This window comes from Methylobacter sp. Wu8 (genome assembly GCF_036440755.1).
In the GTDB taxonomy this organism is placed as follows: Bacteria; Pseudomonadota; Gammaproteobacteria; order Methylococcales; family Methylomonadaceae; genus Methylobacter_A; species Methylobacter_A tundripaludum_A.
This window is the reverse complement of sequence record NZ_JAZGVT010000073.1, coordinates 15,117-29,812: the sequence shown is the minus strand read 5'-3', so window position 1 is coordinate 29,812 and position 14,696 is coordinate 15,117. Positions and strand designations below refer to the sequence as shown.

Here is a 14,696-nt window from a genome sequence, read left to right as displayed (position 1 = left end):
TTTTTGTAAATTTATAGCCACAGATCAATACGGACAAGACGAAAGGCGAAAAAAGAGCGTCGGACACACTACCGCCCTTTGCCTTGCGCCAATCTGTAGCTGAATAATTAATATGTAAAAACTCAAAATGACAACAATACTAGCCCGCTTCCAGCTCGACTACGGCGACTTTAAACTGGACGTCGATTTAACACTGCCCGGCACCGGCATTACGGTGTTGTTCGGCCATTCCGGCTCCGGCAAAACCACCCTGCTTCGCTGTATCGCCGGACTGCAACGCGCGCCGCTGGGTAAGCTTGAAATCAACGGCCATGTTTGGCAGGACAGCGAACGCAACCTGTTCCTGCCTACTTATAAACGGCCGCTGGGCTACGTGTTTCAGGAAGCCAACCTGTTTCCGCATTTGACGGTGCGGGATAACCTGCACTACGGTTTGAAGCGGATCAAACAAAATTCGGGCACGGTCAAACTGGAACAGGCCGTTGAACTGCTGGGCATCGGCCATCTGATGGAGCGCATGCCCGGACACTTGTCCGGCGGCGAGCGCCAGCGGGTCGCAATCGCCCGCGCCCTGGCGCTCAATCCTGAAGTCCTGCTGATGGACGAACCGCTGGCGTCGCTGGATTTCAAACGCAAGCAGGAAATTCTGCCGTTTTTAAGCCGACTGCATCAGCAACTGGATATTCCGGTGCTGTACGTCACCCATTCGCAGCAGGAAGTCGCGCAACTGGCCGACACGCTGGTGATCCTAGAAGACGGCCGGGCACTGGCTTCCGGGCCGCTGCCGGAAACGCAAAGCCGTCTCGACGTGCCGCTGGCGCAAGACCGGGAAGCCGCCACGGTTTGGCAGGCGACCGTCGCCGAACACGAAGCCGACTATCATCTGACCCGCGTCGCCTTTGCCGGAGGTTCACTCAGCCTACCGGCGGTCGATGCAGAGATCGGCACACCGTTACGGGTACAGATTTACGCCCGCGACGTCAGCATCGCCCTTGAAGCGCCGACCGCCACCAGCATCCTGAATGTGCTGCCAGCAACGATTACCGGCATCGCCGACGGTCGCGACGGCCAAACTGTGGTGCAAATGCGGATTGGCAATCAGGCGCTGCTGGCGCACATCACCCGCAAATCGGCGCTAATGCTGGGTTTGCAGATCGGCATGGCGGTTTACGTGCAGATCAAGGGTACCTCGATATTAAATTAATCAACATCTGGAGATTCATCATGAAAGCAAGCGCACGCAATCAGTTTACCGGTACCGTCAGCCAAGTCATTATCGGCGCAGTCAATGCCGAAGTTCATATCGGCTTGAAAGGCGGAGAGACCATCGTCGCCTCGATTACCAAGGAATCCGTCGAAACGCTGGGGATCAAGACCGGCATGGAAGTGGTCGCGCTGGTCAAAGCCCCGCAAATCATCATCGTCACCGATTTCGGCGGCTACCGGCTTTCGGCCCGCAACCAGCTGCAAGGCACGGTAACCCAGGTTAAACCGGGGGCGGTCAACGCCGAAGTCGATATAGAGCTGAAAGGCGGCGAGCAGGTTGCCGCCACCGTGACCAACGACAGCGTCGAAGCCTTGGGTTTGAGCAAAGGCCAAGCCGCCACGGCGGTGTTCAAGGCCGGCGCGGTGATCCTGGCTGTCGCCGGCTGATAATCTTCCGCTTCCTCGTTCCCACGCCTGTCCTGAGCTTTATCGAAGGGCAGCGCGTGGGAACGAGGGAAACATCTCTTAATTAACGGAGGTAACCATGCTGCTGGAAATGAATGTAAAACTGCGCAGGGGACATTTCGACCTGACTACGCGCTTGTCGATCAGCGACTCAAGCGTCGGCCTGTTCGGCAAATCCGGCGCAGGCAAAAGCACGGTGCTCGGCTTAATCGCCGGTACTATTCAGCCGCAAAACGGACATATCGTGCTGGACGGCAAAATCCTGTTCGACAGCCGCAAAGGCATCATGATGCCGCGCGAACAGCGGCCTGTGGGCGCTGTATTGCAAATCGACTGCGCCGATTCGACTGAAACCGTTCGCGACAACCTGACCTCCGCCTATAACCGGACGCTGAAACACCGCCGCATTTTTAAGCTGGATTTTCTAATCGAGCTGTTGGAATTGGGGCCTATCCTGAACCATGTCATCGAACTGCTTTCCGCCGGTGAACGCCAACGGGTGGCGCTGGCCCGCTCGCTACTGAAATCGCCGCGACTATTGCTACTGGACGAGACCTTTGCCGCGATCGGCAACGGTTACCGAATACAATTGCTGCCGATTCTAAAACGCTTACAGGATGAACTGAGCTTGCCGGTGCTGTATGCCAGCCAATCCCTGGGAGAGATTCTGGAGCTGACCGACCGGCTGATTGTGCTGGAACAAGGCAAAGTGCTGCACAACGGCTCGCTGCTCGATGTCGCCAAGCAGCAAGGCATGTTGCGCTATCTGGGCATCCGCCAGATCGACAACATCTTGCCGGTGACCGTCAGCCGTCACGACTATGTGTCCGGTTGCAGCCTGGCCCACAGCTTCGGCCTGCCGCTGACCTTGCCGCTACGGCCGCATTTAGCTGTCGGCAGTGAGGCGCAAGTGTCGATACGCGCCAAAGACATAGCCCTATCGCGCCGCTATATCGACGGCATATCGATACAAAATCAAATCAAGGGCCGCATCTGCGCACTGATTCCCAGCGGAGAAAGCCTGATCGTGCAGGTCGATTGCGGCAGTACGCTGCTGGCTGAAATTACGCCGGGCGCTTGCCGGGACATGGCCTTGCAGGAAGGTGAAGTCATCTATTGCCTGATCAAAACCCACTCCATTGCTTACCTGACCGAGCTTGACGCCCTGCCCTACCAACGGGTAGTCAGTCACGGCGACGGCCGATATTATCTCGATACAGCCGGCTCGAACGACGGCTTCTTGCCTGAATAACCCGACACCATTAGCCGGTCTCAGCAAACCAGCGCCTGCAACCGCTGGTGGCTCCCCAACTATCCCACTATGTTTATCCGTCAAATCCATTACCTGCTGGCGCTGTCGAAAACCGAACATTTCGGCCGTGCGGCTGAAATATGCTGCGTTTCCCAACCGGCCTTATCCACCGCCATCCAGCATCTTGAAGAAGAACTGGGCGTTACCCTCATCCGCCGCGGCCAACGCTTTCAGGGCTTTACGACGGAAGGCGAACGCCTGTTGCAATGGGCCCGGATTCTGGCGCAAGACTGGGAATGCATGAGGCAGGAAGCGGCGCAATGCAACCGGCAACTCACCGGCACGCTCCGCATCGGCGCCATTCCCACTACGCTGGCCGTGGCTCCATTGTTAACCGAACCTTACCAGAGCGATTATCCGGGCGTCGGCGTCAAACTGGTTTCGCTGTGCGCCGACGACCTGATCCGTCAACTCGACAACTTCGAGCTTGATTTGGGGCTGACCTATCTTGAAGATCCCGGACTGAAAGGTTTCCGAAAACTGCCATTGTACCGGGAACGTCATGTGCTGTTGGCCCGCAATCCCGACCCCAGGCTTTTTAAAGACAATTTAGGCTGGGCCGATGTCGCAAAATTGCCGCTGTGCCTGCTAACGCCGAACATGCAAAACCGCCGCCTGATCGACGCCGCCTTCCGAGAAGCGGGCATAAGCCCCAACATCATGCTGGAAACCGACTCGGTGTTCGCCCTGTACGCCTACGTTCGCAGCGCAGGCCTGTACAGCGTGGTGCCGCACAGCCTGTTAAGCCTGTTTGAAATGAGCCGGGACGTCACCGCCATTCCATTGAACCCTGAACTATCGAGGGAAATCGGCCTGATCGCCCGCCGCCAGGATTTGCCGCCGCCGTTGCAGGACGCCGCCTGGAACATCGCCCAAAGCCTCAATCTGCAACACCGTTTCGACGGTTTGATAACCGCAATCTATTAACCGATACGGCGAAACGATTAGACGCTGACGCCGCAAGCACCGGACAATACTGCCACCCGGCCGGGATAAATCAGGGCCGTCCGCATCGCGGACGCGCCCTCCCCCAACTATCATTAAGGCAAAGCAAAATGGCAAAAATTATTCTGGTTCTTTACGACGATCCTATCGACGGTTATCCAACATCCTATGCCCGTGACGACCTGCCTCAGCCGGAGCGTTACCCTGACGGACAAACACTGCCTACGCCTAAGGCCATCGACTTCAAACCCGGTGCATTGCTCGGCAGTGTTTCAGGCGAGTTGGGTTTGCGTAAATATCTGGAATCGAACGGTCATCAACTGGTCGTGACGTCCAGCAAGGACGGCGCCGACAGCGTTCTGGACCGCGAGCTGCACGACGCCGAAATCGTCATTTCCCAGCCGTTCTGGCCGGCCTATATGACCGCCGAACGCATCGCCAAGGCGAAAAACCTGAAGATGATCGTGACCGCCGGTATCGGCTCCGATCACACCGATCTGCAAGCCGCGATGGAACGCAACATTACCGTTGCCGAAGTGACTTATTGCAACAGCAACAGCGTTGCCGAACATGTGGTCATGATGACGCTCGCGCTGGTACGCAACTACATTCCGTCCTACAACTGGGTGATCAAAGGCGGCTGGAATATCGCCGACTGCGTGGCGCGTTCCTACGACCTGGAAGCAATGAACATCGGCACCGTCGCGGCAGGCCGTATCGGTCTGCGCGTACTGCGCCTGCTCAAACCGTTCGACGTGAAATTGCACTACCTGGATCGTCATAGACTGCCGGAAGCGGTCGAACAGGAACTTAACCTGACCTATCACTCCAGCCTGGAAAGTCTGACCGAGGTGTGCGACGTCGTGACCTTAAACTGTCCGCTGCATCCTGAAACCGAGCACATGATCAACGAGCAGACGCTGAAGCACTTCAAACGCGGCGCCTATCTGATCAATACGGCGCGCGGCAAGTTGTGCGACCGCGATGCAATTGTCAATGCGCTGGAAAGCGGTCAACTGGCGGGTTATGCCGGCGATGTCTGGTTCCCGCAACCGGCGCCCAACGACCATCCTTGGCGCACGATGCCGAATCATGGCATGACGCCGCACATTTCAGGCACCAGCCTGTCGGCGCAGACACGTTACGCTGCCGGTACCCGCGAAATTCTTGAGTGCTACTTTGAAAATCGGCCCATTCGCGACGAATACCTGATTGTCCAGGGCGGCAAGCTGGCCGGCGTCGGTGCGCATTCCTATAGTAAAGGCAATGCCACCGGTGGATCGGAAGAAGCGGCCAAGTTCAAGAAGGATTGATAGTAATCGTTTGAACTGAAGCCGGGGATGCGCGGGTCAATACCGCATCCCCTTTACCGACTTGGAAGGAGAGGCTTAACTAATGCCGCTTAAGAATAAAAATAGAAATGGCGGCAAAGTCCTTCCGCCAAGACCTTCGCTATTACATATAGCTTTGGCCGGACTGGGGTCAAGTTTGGCTATCGCTTCCATTGCCGCCTTAAGTCAACTTTCCGGCCACCCCTGGATATTGGGTTCTTTCGGCGCATCCTGTGTTTTATTGTTCGGATTCCCGGATGCGGTATTTGCACAACCGCGCAATCTGATCGTCGGTCACTTACTTTGCTCTTTGATTGGCTTGGGTTTTCTCAAATTCGTCGGCCCCGACTGGTGGAGCATGGCTTTGGCTGTCGGCACCGCCCTGGCTGCGATGCTGGTCACACGTACCGTTCACCCGCCCGCAGGTTCCAATCCTGTGATTATTTTTTTAACCCGGCCGGACTGGTCGTTTTTATTGTTTCCAACCTTGGCGGGCGCAATAGTTTTGTTTTTCCTGGCGCGTCTTATCTTCAAGCTGACGCGTACCGTTCGGCAAGCAGCCGCTATAAATTCTTAACCGCGCAAATGCGTTGCATCACAGCAGGCCGTGGCGTTTTCTGTTCACCCTGCTCAAATGCGACTATAGTCAGTACAGGGGAATAAACTTCCAGCAGCTCATCCGGCTGCAACAAGAAATCGGGATTGCTGGGCTTGCCGTAATGTTCGTTGCCCATCATGAAGGTTTCATAAATCAACACGCCGCCCGGATTAAGCATTTCGGCAAGAGTGAGAAGCAACGGCCGATACAGATAGCGGCTGACTATTAAGCCGTCATACCGCCGGTCTGAGTCAGGCCAACCGCCCGCTTCAAAGTCGGCAATAGACGCGTTGATATTGTCCACCCCCAGCATGCTCGATAAGGCCTGAGCATCGCGGTCAATCGCATCGACCCGATAGCCTTGCTTGGCAAGCCGGATTGCATGGCGTCCATTGCCACAGGCAAGGTCGAGTACCCGGCCTTCTTTAGCTATCAACGGAGCGTGTTTAACAATCCAGGGCGACGGCTTTTCCAGCAAATAGTGTTTCATCATCAGTGAGCCTTGACTATAAGTTGTTGTCGTTATTCCGTAAATACGGGGTTATTGAATAAATGGAATTCAACCAAAGCTACTGATTTATTTTACTGGGTTTTGATAAAAGCCGACATGCCTGCATTTGTCATCCTAAAGCGATTGTCTTGATAATTTATTAACAAATAGAATGCAAGGCTGCGCCAGGGTGAATGCATCCCACCAAAAACAGCCTAGCACATTGGACGGCAAATCAGCCTCCATTCTTCGCCGATCTCAATTTCCAGGCCGCCCTGACGACCAGCGCGACGGCGGTCAGAAAACCGACCGTTGTCAATGTGAAGCTCAATCCCGCCTGAAACGGAAAATGCGCTTCAACAGGAATCGTAGCGACAACGGATGGCTTCGGCGTCAGGCCCCTGACCAGGAATGACAGTGGATTGAAAAAAGCACCGAAACAACAAGCGGCAACAACCCAGACGGGCGGATCGATGGCATACTGCCGAAACAGCAGGAAAAAGATGAACAGGAATTGGGCCATCATCAGATAGTCGATATGAGCCCTGATAATGTCGGCCCGTTCGACCAGCAATCCGGCCAAGCCGCCATCCGGGAAAAACAGTGTGAAGCCGAGCACCCAGGCGATCGCAAGCGCTATCGCCAGACACAGTCCGGCAAACGCCAAAAGAAAAAGGTTGGTCATCGGTTCGTGTGAAACTTTCTGGTTTGTCATGGTTACCCTCATCGTTATACGGGGAGCTTTCGCCCCACCTTGTTGGACGCCAATAGCGGCGAATTGCCCAAACCACCGCCACTGGGAGGGAGTTGTCAACAGCCTGCTATTTGACTAGACTGCACTGCCAACGCCTGCGTTAAAGACGGGGATCAAAACAATGTATCGGAGTATAAACAATGACAGACAGCCCCCGCTTGTATGAACGTGCTGCGACAGACGCCGTCCAGTTCGACGCGCTCTGGGACATCAGCGACGGGCGCACGTTTTTTACCGGGCCGCTGTACTACAACGCGAGCCATCAACACGGCGCGCCTGTTTTTCTCGCCGGAATTTACGGCCGTTTTCGCCTGCGGCTGCATGGCGGCGATTGGCTGTCCTGCCGCACCGCGGTTATTCCCGCCGGCGTCCTGCATGAGCTGGATGTTGGCGGCGATCCGCTGACGGTGTTTTATATCGAACCGAATATCGCCGCGGCCGAGGCGCTGAAACCGCTGATACGCAATACACGCGAGGTAAGCGGCGCCTTGATCGGTACTACCGGCGAAGTTTCGTTCATGCGCGACCTTTACGAAGACCGCTACAATCCCCAGTGGACTGCGGAGCCATTGGCCGATCTGATGGATTTTTCCAAACGGCGGTCAAGAGCAGAGCCGATCGATCCGCGCATAGCCCAGGTGGTGGAATTTTTATTCGAACATGGCGACGATCTGACCTCAGTGGCGACGCTGTCGGAAGCGGTCGGGCTGTCCGCCTCGCGATTCCAGCACCTGTTCACAAAACAGATCGGCGTCCCTTTCCGCCGTTACCGGGGGTGGAACAGGATGCGGAAAGCGATACGCGAGATCATAAAAGGCAACAACTTCACGACTGCGGCGCACGCTACCGGGTTTTCGGACTCGGCCCATTTTAGCCATGAATTCCGCAAGACTTTCGGTGCGCCGCCCACGGTAGGCCTGCAAAAGCTGGCCCGATTGCAGCGCTGAACAGTGGGTGCACCTGTGAACCTGATAGCAAAACCTGAACATAGTCTTGCTTCGATGGAGGCCGGCGGATTGGGCGTGCTCCACTTGCGGCGCTATTGGTCTAAACGGATGCTGGAAATCGAGGGCCGGCTTGATCCGAGCAGTGTGCATGGCGAATACGGACTTGATTTCACGCTGATGCAGGGCCTGGGTCTGGGCATTGTCGAACCGGCGGAATATCTGTTTCATCAACGCCCTAGCTATGCCGAATTCGAACAGTGGATTGTGCAAAAGCTCGGCGGTGCTCCCGATGCCGCCTTGGTGGAGCGCCTTAATGCAATGGTTAGGCGTTATCTGGAACATCCGAGGCGTATCTACCCCATCAATGGGGAAGACATTCAAGACCCCGTGTTGTCGGCAGAGGACTTGGCGTTCTGGCGGGAAAACGGCTACGTGGTGCTGCGCAACGCGGTTTCCGCTGAGGATTGCCGGGAAGCGGAATCGGCGATATGGGACTTTCTCGGCATGGATCCGCTAAACTCAGAGAGTTGGTACAACGGAACGCATCTGTTTTGGGTGCCGCTGTTCCTGCATCCGGCCCTGAATAAAAACCGCGCAGCACCGCGCATCCGCAAAGCGTTCGAGCAACTTTGGGGAACAGGCGACTTATGGGCTAGCGTAGACCGTTCCAGCCTGAACCGGCCTGAGCGCGGCGGTATCAATATATCCGGCCCCAGCCGCATACACTGGGATGTCAGCCTTGCCTTGCCGATTCCGTTCGGCGTCCAGGGCCTGTTATACCTGAGCGATACCAGCGCCGAACAAGGCGCTTTCCGTTGTGTGCCGGGATTCCACCGCCGTATAGATCAATGGCTGGAGGAACTTCCGCCGGAGCAAAACCCGCGCGAACAGGATTTGGAAAGCCTGGATCCGGTGCCGGTCACCGGCTCGGCCGGGGATTTCATCCTCTGGCACCACGCCTTGCCGCACGCCAGCGGCCGCAACTTGGCGCATTACCCGCGGTTGGTGCAATACATTAAATTGTTTCCTCACGACCACGGCATCCATTCCGTCTGGAAATAAGAAGAACCCTTTCAACATTGCCTCAAGAATACAGGAGCAATGTCGTGGCAGCCCCCGGCTAATCTTCAAACTGATTGCTGATGCGCATGGCTTCCGCAACGGTGGTGCGTTTAGCCACAGCCATTGCCACCGCGCTGCTGCGCAAGGTGTTTCCCGCTATTTTTTTTCGCGCCAGTTTAATAAAAACACTGGTGTCTGGATCATTGGCGGCATCGGTCAGTTCGGTATTCATTTCCAGCAATTCGTAAACGCCCACCCGGCCTTGATAGCCGGTGCCGTTGCAATGGATGCAGCCCCTGCCGCGGACAAAGCCTTGCGGATCCAAAGTATCGCCCAATTCAAGTTTAAGCCAAGTCTGTTCGAAGGGTTCCGGTATGGAAGGCTGGGCGCAACTTTCGCAGACGACCCGCACCAGCCGTTGGGCAATGACGCCCAACAAGGACATGGCGACCATAAAGCGCGGCACGCCCATGTCCATCAGCCGAATGGGCGAGCTGACGGCATCGTTGGTATGCAAGGTTGACAACACTAAATGGCCTGTCATCGCGGCGCGCAGGCCGATCTGCGCGGTTTCATGATCGCGCATTTCGCCGACCAGAACGATGTCCGGGTCTTGCCGCAAGGCGGAACGCAGTACCCGGGCAAAGTCGAGATCGATCTTTTCGTTTATCTGCACCTGGTTAATGCCGGGCAAACGGTATTCGACCGGGTCTTCCACGGTAATAATTTTGTTGGCGGAGGAGTTGAGTTCGCTGAGGGCGGCATAAAGAGTAGTGGTTTTACCGCTACCGGTTGGCCCGGTAACCAGTATCATGCCGTCAGGACGATGCAGCAGCTTGCGAAAACGGGCCAACAGTTCGGGCGGCATGCCCAGTTTTTCCAGCGAAAATCCTTCGGCATTCTGGATCAATAAACGCATGACCACGGATTCGCCGTAGATGGTCGGCATGGTCGATATACGCACGTCGACTGACTGTAGCCGCACTTTGACCTGGAAGCGGCCATCCTGCGGCAAACGTTTCTCGGAGATGTCGAGCCCTGACATGAGCTTGAGCCGCAATACCAGCGCTGTGGTAATTTTCAGGTCGGCTTCGGTTTGTTGGTGCAGTACGCCGTCAATGCGAAAACGGATATACAGTTTATGTTCTTGCGGTTCTATATGGATGTCGGAGGCCCGTACTTGTACGGCATCTTCAAATACTGATTTCAACAATCTGACCACAGGCGCATCGGCCGCTTCAGCCGATGTCAGCATTGAATTGAGATCGATATTGTCATCATCCGCCATATCGCTGCGCAATTGTTCGGCCAGTTTATCGATTTCATCGGTGCGCCGATAGGACTGGTCTATCGCCATCAACAAGTCAGCTTCCCTGACTACGGCGGGCTGAATATTCTTTTTCAGGATACGGCTTAATTCATCCAGCCCCATTAAGTCGGTAGGATCGGCCATAGCCAACAGGACGTCGTATTCGTTATTTTCCAGCAACAAGACCCGGAAACGCCGGGCAGCCGTCTCGGGCAACAACTTGATCGTTTCAGGCCTGCGCGGATATTGCAAAATATCCAAAAACGGGATTTTTAATTGCTGCGACAGAAAACTAAGCAGTTCCGTTTCACTGATAAAGTTTAAATTGATCAGGGTGCGGCCCAGCTGTCTTCCGGTTTTCTTTTGTTCGGCCAGCGCCGTCGTGAGTTGTTCTTCGGTAATAATCCGGTTTTGAACCAGCAGGTCGCCGAGACGAATTTTTTTGGTAATGTCCATGGGGTCGTCAATTGCAGTCAGTTATGTATCGGTTGTTTAAATTTAGCACAGCTAAAATAAATACTGATAACTTTCCATAATGATGCGTTTCACTGCGTTCGACACATCCTACAATAAAAAAAACCCCGGCTGTTCCTGGAACAGCCGGGGCTTTTATTTCACTTAAAGCGTCTGAGCTTTAAGACGACAAGATTACATCATGCCGCCCATACCACCCATGCCGCCCATACCGCCCATGCCGCCCATGTCGCCGTGCGCATGTTTGTCATCGCTAGGTGCGTCGGCAATCATCACTTCGGTAGTCAGCATCAAACCGGCAACAGAAGCCGCGTTTTGCAGCGCGGTACGGGTTACTTTCGCAGGGTCTAAGATACCCATTTCGATCATGTCGCCATACTGGCCGGTTGCCGCGTTGTAACCGAAGTTACCTGTGCCTTTTTGCACTTCGTTGAATACCACTGAAGGCTCGTCGCCTGCGTTGGAAACGATTTGACGCAGAGGCTCTTCCATTGCACGACGCAGGATGTTGATACCGACTGTTTGGTCGTGGTTAACGCCTTCCAGTTTATCCAGAGCGGAAATAGCGCGGACCAGCGCAGAACCGCCGCCGGCAACAACGCCTTCTTCAACCGCTGCGCGTGTTGAATGCAGCGCGTCTTCAACGCGGGCTTTCTTTTCTTTCATTTCGATTTCAGTTGCAGCGCCTACTTTAATCACAGCAACGCCGCCCGCTAATTTAGCCAGACGCTCTTGCAGTTTTTCTTTGTCATAGTCGGAAGTTGCTTCGTCCGCTTGTGCGCGAATTTGTGCGACACGGGCTTTGATTTGCTCTTCAGAACCTGCACCATCAATGATGGTAGTGTTTTCTTTAGTGATTTGTACTTTTTTAGCTGTACCCAATTGCGATAATTCAGCTTTTTCCAGGCTTAAACCGACTTCTTCGGAAATAACCACGCCGCCAGTCAGTACCGCGATGTCTTCCAGCATGGCTTTACGACGGTCGCCGAAACCTGGAGCCTTAACGGCTGCAACTTTAACGATGCCGCGAATGGTGTTGACAACCAAAGTAGCCAACGCTTCGCCTTCAACATCTTCGGCAACGATCAATAAAGGACGGCCGGCTTTGGCAACGCCTTCCAGAACCGGCAGCATGTCGCGGATATTGGAGATTTTCTTGTCGTAGATAAGAATCATTGGATCGTCTAATTCGACGCTCATGTTTTCTTGTTTGTTGATGAAATAAGGCGACAAATAACCGCGGTCGAACTGCATACCTTCAACAACGTCTAACTGGTTGTCCAGGCCTGAACCTTCTTCAACAGTGATGACGCCTTCTTTACCGACTTTTTCCATCGCTTCCGCAATGATTTTGCCGACAGACTCGTCAGAATTTGCAGAAATAGTACCTACTTGGGCAATCGCTTTGTTATCGACACAAGGCGTAGCGGAAGCCACAATCGCATCAACGGCTTTAGACACAGCCAAATCGATGCCGCGTTTTAAATCCATCGGGTTCATGCCCGCTGCAACGGCTTTCAAGCCTTCGTTGACGATAGATTGCGCCAATACGGTTGCAGTCGTAGTACCGTCACCGGCTACGTCGGACGTGTGCGAAGCCACTTCTTTAACCATTTGCGCGCCCATGTTTTCGAATTTGTCTTTCAATTCGATTTCTTTTGCAACCGATACACCGTCTTTAGTGATGGTTGGAGCGCCGAAGCTTTTATCCAGAATCGCATTGCGGCCTTTAGGACCTAAAGTCACTTTTACCGCATTTGCTAAAATATTGACACCACGCGCCATACGGACACGAGCATCATCACCAAATAATACGTCTTTTGCTGCCATTTTTATTCCTTAAATATTTTGTATGTAAATTTGATTAACGCGTTTAGGCTTAACCTAAAACGCCCATGATGTCTTCTTCGCGCATAACGATCAGTTCTTCGCCGTCAACTTTAACTTCGTTGCCGGCGTATTTGCCAAACAGCACTTTGTCGCCGACTTTAACGTCCAGGGCGCGTACTGTGCCGTTGTCCAGTGGTTTACCGTTACCTACCGCCAAGATCACGCCTTGGCTTGGTTTTTCGGCTGCTGAACCAGGCAACACGATACCGCCGGGAGTTGTAGTTTCTTCTTCAACGCGTTTGACTATCACTCTGTCGTGTAACGGACGTATTTTCATCAATATCTCCTAACATTAAAATTAAAGGGTAAACTTGTTATTAGCACTCGCTAGTAATGAGTGCTAATGATAATGAGCTTTTGCAGTGTGTCAAGTTCTTTGGCATCATTCTCTATCACAATACAGCGACAACATGACCTATGAATGACAACCAACTACTACGCTATAGCCGTCAAATCATGCTTCCTCAAGTCGATATTGAAGGGCAACAAAAACTTCTAGCCGCCAGTGTGTTGATTGTCGGCGCCGGGGGGCTTGGCTCCCCTGCCGCTATGTATCTTGCCGCGGCCGGTGTCGGCAATATCGCGATTTATGATGACGACATCGTGGACTTATCCAATCTGCAAAGGCAAATTACTCATCACACACCGGATATTGGGACTGATAAGGTAATTTCAACCCGCAAGACACTTAATGAATTAAATCCTGATGTCAAAGTAAGGGCGGTTAAACAAAGATTGGATGGCGAACAACTTGATTCCGAAGTGATGCTGGCCGACGTGGTGTTGGACTGTAGCGATAATTTCTCAACGCGCTTTGCGATCAATCGCGCCTGCGTCAAACAGCAAACGCCGCTGGTATCAGGAGCGGCGATTCGCTTTGAAGGCCAGGTGACTGTGTTTACGCCGGGTACAAATGACAGCCCTTGCTACAATTGCCTCTACAACAGTGACGGCGAAGAATTGCAAAATTGCGCCACAAATGGCGTCATAGCCCCTGTCACCGGCATAGTCGGCAGTATTCAGGCCCTGGAAGCGATGAAGCTAATAATGAATATCGGAGACACGTTAACCGGGCGCTTGCTGCTGTTGGACGGATTAACAATGGAGTGGGATACGATGAAATTGCGGAAAAACCCAAGCTGCCCGACATGCAGCGGTTTACCGGTTTGATGGCCGATGAGCTTCCAGGCGATGCAATTCGCCTGGAAGCTCATCAACAACACAGCTTTACTTTTTGGCTAGCAATCCCTGGAAATATTTAATGGCCTTTTCTGCAAAATCGTTCACCATCGACGGACTATCGCCATGCGGTTCAATTTCACCGAACGGCTTGTCGCTGGCTTTGGTGAACCGGTAAATAAAATAGCCTAGCGGTGCAAACGCAAACGCCGCGATCAGTATCATAACCACGAACAACTCAGTAACTCCACCCATGATTCCTCCTCATATTTTTATATGTGTATTATTATTTTCAAGGTGAACTTAAATAATACTCTCTTCCTGCTTCCGGTCAAAAAAAACGTCTTTCCCTAGCTATCTAAATATCTTGAAATTTTAACCAGTTATCATTGATTCTCTACCCCCCCTGCCTTGCGGTCAAATAAAGCAATAACCGTATAGAACAATAGCATTGGCCTGTTTTGGGCGCCGTCAAAAGTTGCGTAAAAAAATAGTTCATCGTATACTTCAGGTCAGCTTACTTGATCGAGCTAGCATAATAATTTAAACACTACTGGAGATTCACAATGAAATGGGAAACACCAAGCTACACAGACCTGCGTTTCGGTTTTGAAGTAACAATGTACATCTACAATCGTTAATTCGATTTGGATCAAAAAAGGGGCTCTGGATGAGCCCCTTTTTTTTGCCTGAAACCCTTTATTACCGTATCATCTAGCCCTTATTCCCAATTT

At 53.3% G+C, this 14,696-nt stretch carries 16 protein-coding genes; 10 read left to right on the top strand and 6 right to left on the bottom strand.

Annotated elements, in window-relative coordinates:
* Positions 1-127: 127 nt before the first annotated feature.
* The 6 genes from modC to V3O24_RS15830 all read left to right on the top strand — a co-directional run bounded on the left by modC (position 128) and on the right by V3O24_RS15830 (position 5,836).
* Entirely contained in the window at positions 128-1,204 is a 1,077-nt protein-coding gene (gene modC, locus V3O24_RS15855) for a molybdenum ABC transporter ATP-binding protein (RefSeq protein WP_104422327.1), read from the top strand.
* A gap of 20 nt (positions 1,205-1,224) precedes the next feature.
* Positions 1,225-1,653: a TOBE domain-containing protein gene (locus V3O24_RS15850; protein ID WP_331307960.1), complete on the top strand. Its 429-nt coding sequence runs from the start codon at positions 1,225-1,227 to the stop codon at positions 1,651-1,653.
* 97 nt (positions 1,654-1,750) lie between these two features.
* Complete coding sequence (locus V3O24_RS15845; protein WP_331307959.1) at positions 1,751-2,923, top strand: ATP-binding cassette domain-containing protein; 1,173 nt, start codon at positions 1,751-1,753, stop codon at positions 2,921-2,923.
* Positions 2,924-2,992: 69 nt separating this feature from the next.
* On the top strand, positions 2,993-3,910 hold the full coding sequence (locus tag V3O24_RS15840; protein WP_331307958.1) for a LysR family transcriptional regulator: 918 nt from the start codon (positions 2,993-2,995) through the stop codon (positions 3,908-3,910).
* A 128-nt stretch (positions 3,911-4,038) separates the two neighbouring features.
* The gene (locus tag V3O24_RS15835) at positions 4,039-5,241 is read left to right on the top strand and encodes an NAD-dependent formate dehydrogenase (protein WP_331307957.1); all 1,203 of its coding nucleotides are present in this window, start codon (positions 4,039-4,041) and stop codon (positions 5,239-5,241) included.
* Between the two features lie 82 nt (positions 5,242-5,323).
* Entirely contained in the window at positions 5,324-5,836 is a 513-nt protein-coding gene (locus V3O24_RS15830) for an HPP family protein (RefSeq protein ID WP_331307956.1), read from the top strand.
* On the opposite strand, the gene V3O24_RS15825 is transcribed toward V3O24_RS15830, so the two are convergent.
* Both V3O24_RS15825 and V3O24_RS15820 read right to left on the bottom strand, forming a co-directional pair.
* A complete protein-coding gene (locus tag V3O24_RS15825) occupies positions 5,823-6,350 on the bottom strand; it encodes a class I SAM-dependent methyltransferase (RefSeq protein WP_331307955.1) in 528 nt (175 codons plus the stop codon). The two genes, V3O24_RS15830 and V3O24_RS15825, sit on opposite strands and share 14 nt — an antisense overlap.
* Positions 6,351-6,582: 232 nt before the next feature.
* A complete protein-coding gene (locus tag V3O24_RS15820; protein ID WP_331307954.1) occupies positions 6,583-7,062 on the bottom strand; it encodes a hypothetical protein in 480 nt (159 codons plus the stop codon).
* A 179-nt stretch (positions 7,063-7,241) separates the two neighbouring features.
* Here V3O24_RS15820 and V3O24_RS15815 point away from each other — a divergent pair, with 179 nt between their 5' ends.
* Complete coding sequence (locus V3O24_RS15815; protein WP_331307953.1) at positions 7,242-8,048, top strand: AraC family transcriptional regulator; 807 nt, start codon at positions 7,242-7,244, stop codon at positions 8,046-8,048.
* Between the two features lie 15 nt (positions 8,049-8,063).
* Positions 8,064-9,110, top strand: a complete 1,047-nt coding sequence (locus V3O24_RS15810) for a phytanoyl-CoA dioxygenase family protein (protein WP_331307952.1) — start codon at positions 8,064-8,066, stop codon at positions 9,108-9,110.
* A gap of 58 nt (positions 9,111-9,168) precedes the next feature.
* On the opposite strand, the gene V3O24_RS15805 is transcribed toward V3O24_RS15810, so the two are convergent.
* From V3O24_RS15805 to V3O24_RS15795, 3 genes are all read right to left on the bottom strand, one after another.
* Positions 9,169-10,875, bottom strand: a complete 1,707-nt coding sequence (locus tag V3O24_RS15805) for a GspE/PulE family protein (RefSeq protein WP_104422318.1) — start codon at positions 10,873-10,875, stop codon at positions 9,169-9,171.
* 192 nt (positions 10,876-11,067) lie between these two features.
* Positions 11,068-12,723: a chaperonin GroEL gene (groL, locus tag V3O24_RS15800; protein WP_104422317.1), complete on the bottom strand. Its 1,656-nt coding sequence runs from the start codon at positions 12,721-12,723 to the stop codon at positions 11,068-11,070.
* Between the two features lie 49 nt (positions 12,724-12,772).
* The gene (locus tag V3O24_RS15795; RefSeq protein ID WP_104422316.1) at positions 12,773-13,060 is read right to left on the bottom strand and encodes a co-chaperone GroES; all 288 of its coding nucleotides are present in this window, start codon (positions 13,058-13,060) and stop codon (positions 12,773-12,775) included.
* A gap of 140 nt (positions 13,061-13,200) precedes the next feature.
* Between V3O24_RS15795 and V3O24_RS15790 the strand changes: the two genes are divergently transcribed.
* Positions 13,201-13,953, top strand: a complete 753-nt coding sequence (locus tag V3O24_RS15790; RefSeq protein WP_331307951.1) for a molybdopterin-synthase adenylyltransferase MoeB — start codon at positions 13,201-13,203, stop codon at positions 13,951-13,953.
* A 57-nt stretch (positions 13,954-14,010) separates the two neighbouring features.
* Here the strand turns inward: V3O24_RS15790 and V3O24_RS15785 are convergent, their stop codons facing one another.
* Positions 14,011-14,217, bottom strand: coding sequence for a hypothetical protein (locus V3O24_RS15785; RefSeq protein WP_104422314.1), 207 nt, complete (start codon positions 14,215-14,217; stop codon positions 14,011-14,013).
* A 311-nt stretch (positions 14,218-14,528) separates the two neighbouring features.
* On the opposite strand from V3O24_RS15785, the gene pqqA reads away from it, so the two are divergent.
* Positions 14,529-14,603: a pyrroloquinoline quinone precursor peptide PqqA gene (gene pqqA, locus V3O24_RS15780; protein ID WP_006892363.1), complete on the top strand. Its 75-nt coding sequence runs from the start codon at positions 14,529-14,531 to the stop codon at positions 14,601-14,603.
* The last annotated feature ends 93 nt before the right edge of the window (positions 14,604-14,696 follow it).

What these genes read in the sequence shown, in the direction of transcription:
- modC (WP_104422327.1), top strand. Translation starts at nt 128, where the DNA reads ATGACAACAATACTAGCCCGCTTCCAGCTCGACTACGGCGACTTTAAA.
- V3O24_RS15850 (WP_331307960.1), top strand. Translation starts at nt 1,225, where the DNA reads ATGAAAGCAAGCGCACGCAATCAGTTTACCGGTACCGTCAGCCAAGTC.
- V3O24_RS15845 (WP_331307959.1), top strand. Translation starts at nt 1,751, where the DNA reads ATGCTGCTGGAAATGAATGTAAAACTGCGCAGGGGACATTTCGACCTG.
- V3O24_RS15840 (WP_331307958.1), top strand. Translation starts at nt 2,993, where the DNA reads ATGTTTATCCGTCAAATCCATTACCTGCTGGCGCTGTCGAAAACCGAA.
- V3O24_RS15835 (WP_331307957.1), top strand. Translation starts at nt 4,039, where the DNA reads ATGGCAAAAATTATTCTGGTTCTTTACGACGATCCTATCGACGGTTAT.
- V3O24_RS15830 (WP_331307956.1), top strand. Translation starts at nt 5,324, where the DNA reads ATGCCGCTTAAGAATAAAAATAGAAATGGCGGCAAAGTCCTTCCGCCA.
- V3O24_RS15825 (WP_331307955.1), bottom strand. Translation starts at nt 6,350, where the DNA reads ATGATGAAACACTATTTGCTGGAAAAGCCGTCGCCCTGGATTGTTAAA.
- V3O24_RS15820 (WP_331307954.1), bottom strand. Translation starts at nt 7,062, where the DNA reads ATGACAAACCAGAAAGTTTCACACGAACCGATGACCAACCTTTTTCTT.
- V3O24_RS15815 (WP_331307953.1), top strand. Translation starts at nt 7,242, where the DNA reads ATGACAGACAGCCCCCGCTTGTATGAACGTGCTGCGACAGACGCCGTC.
- V3O24_RS15805 (WP_104422318.1), bottom strand. Translation starts at nt 10,875, where the DNA reads ATGGACATTACCAAAAAAATTCGTCTCGGCGACCTGCTGGTTCAAAAC.
- groL (WP_104422317.1), bottom strand. Translation starts at nt 12,723, where the DNA reads ATGGCAGCAAAAGACGTATTATTTGGTGATGATGCTCGTGTCCGTATG.
- V3O24_RS15795 (WP_104422316.1), bottom strand. Translation starts at nt 13,060, where the DNA reads ATGAAAATACGTCCGTTACACGACAGAGTGATAGTCAAACGCGTTGAA.
- V3O24_RS15790 (WP_331307951.1), top strand. Translation starts at nt 13,201, where the DNA reads ATGAATGACAACCAACTACTACGCTATAGCCGTCAAATCATGCTTCCT.
- V3O24_RS15785 (WP_104422314.1), bottom strand. Translation starts at nt 14,217, where the DNA reads ATGGGTGGAGTTACTGAGTTGTTCGTGGTTATGATACTGATCGCGGCG.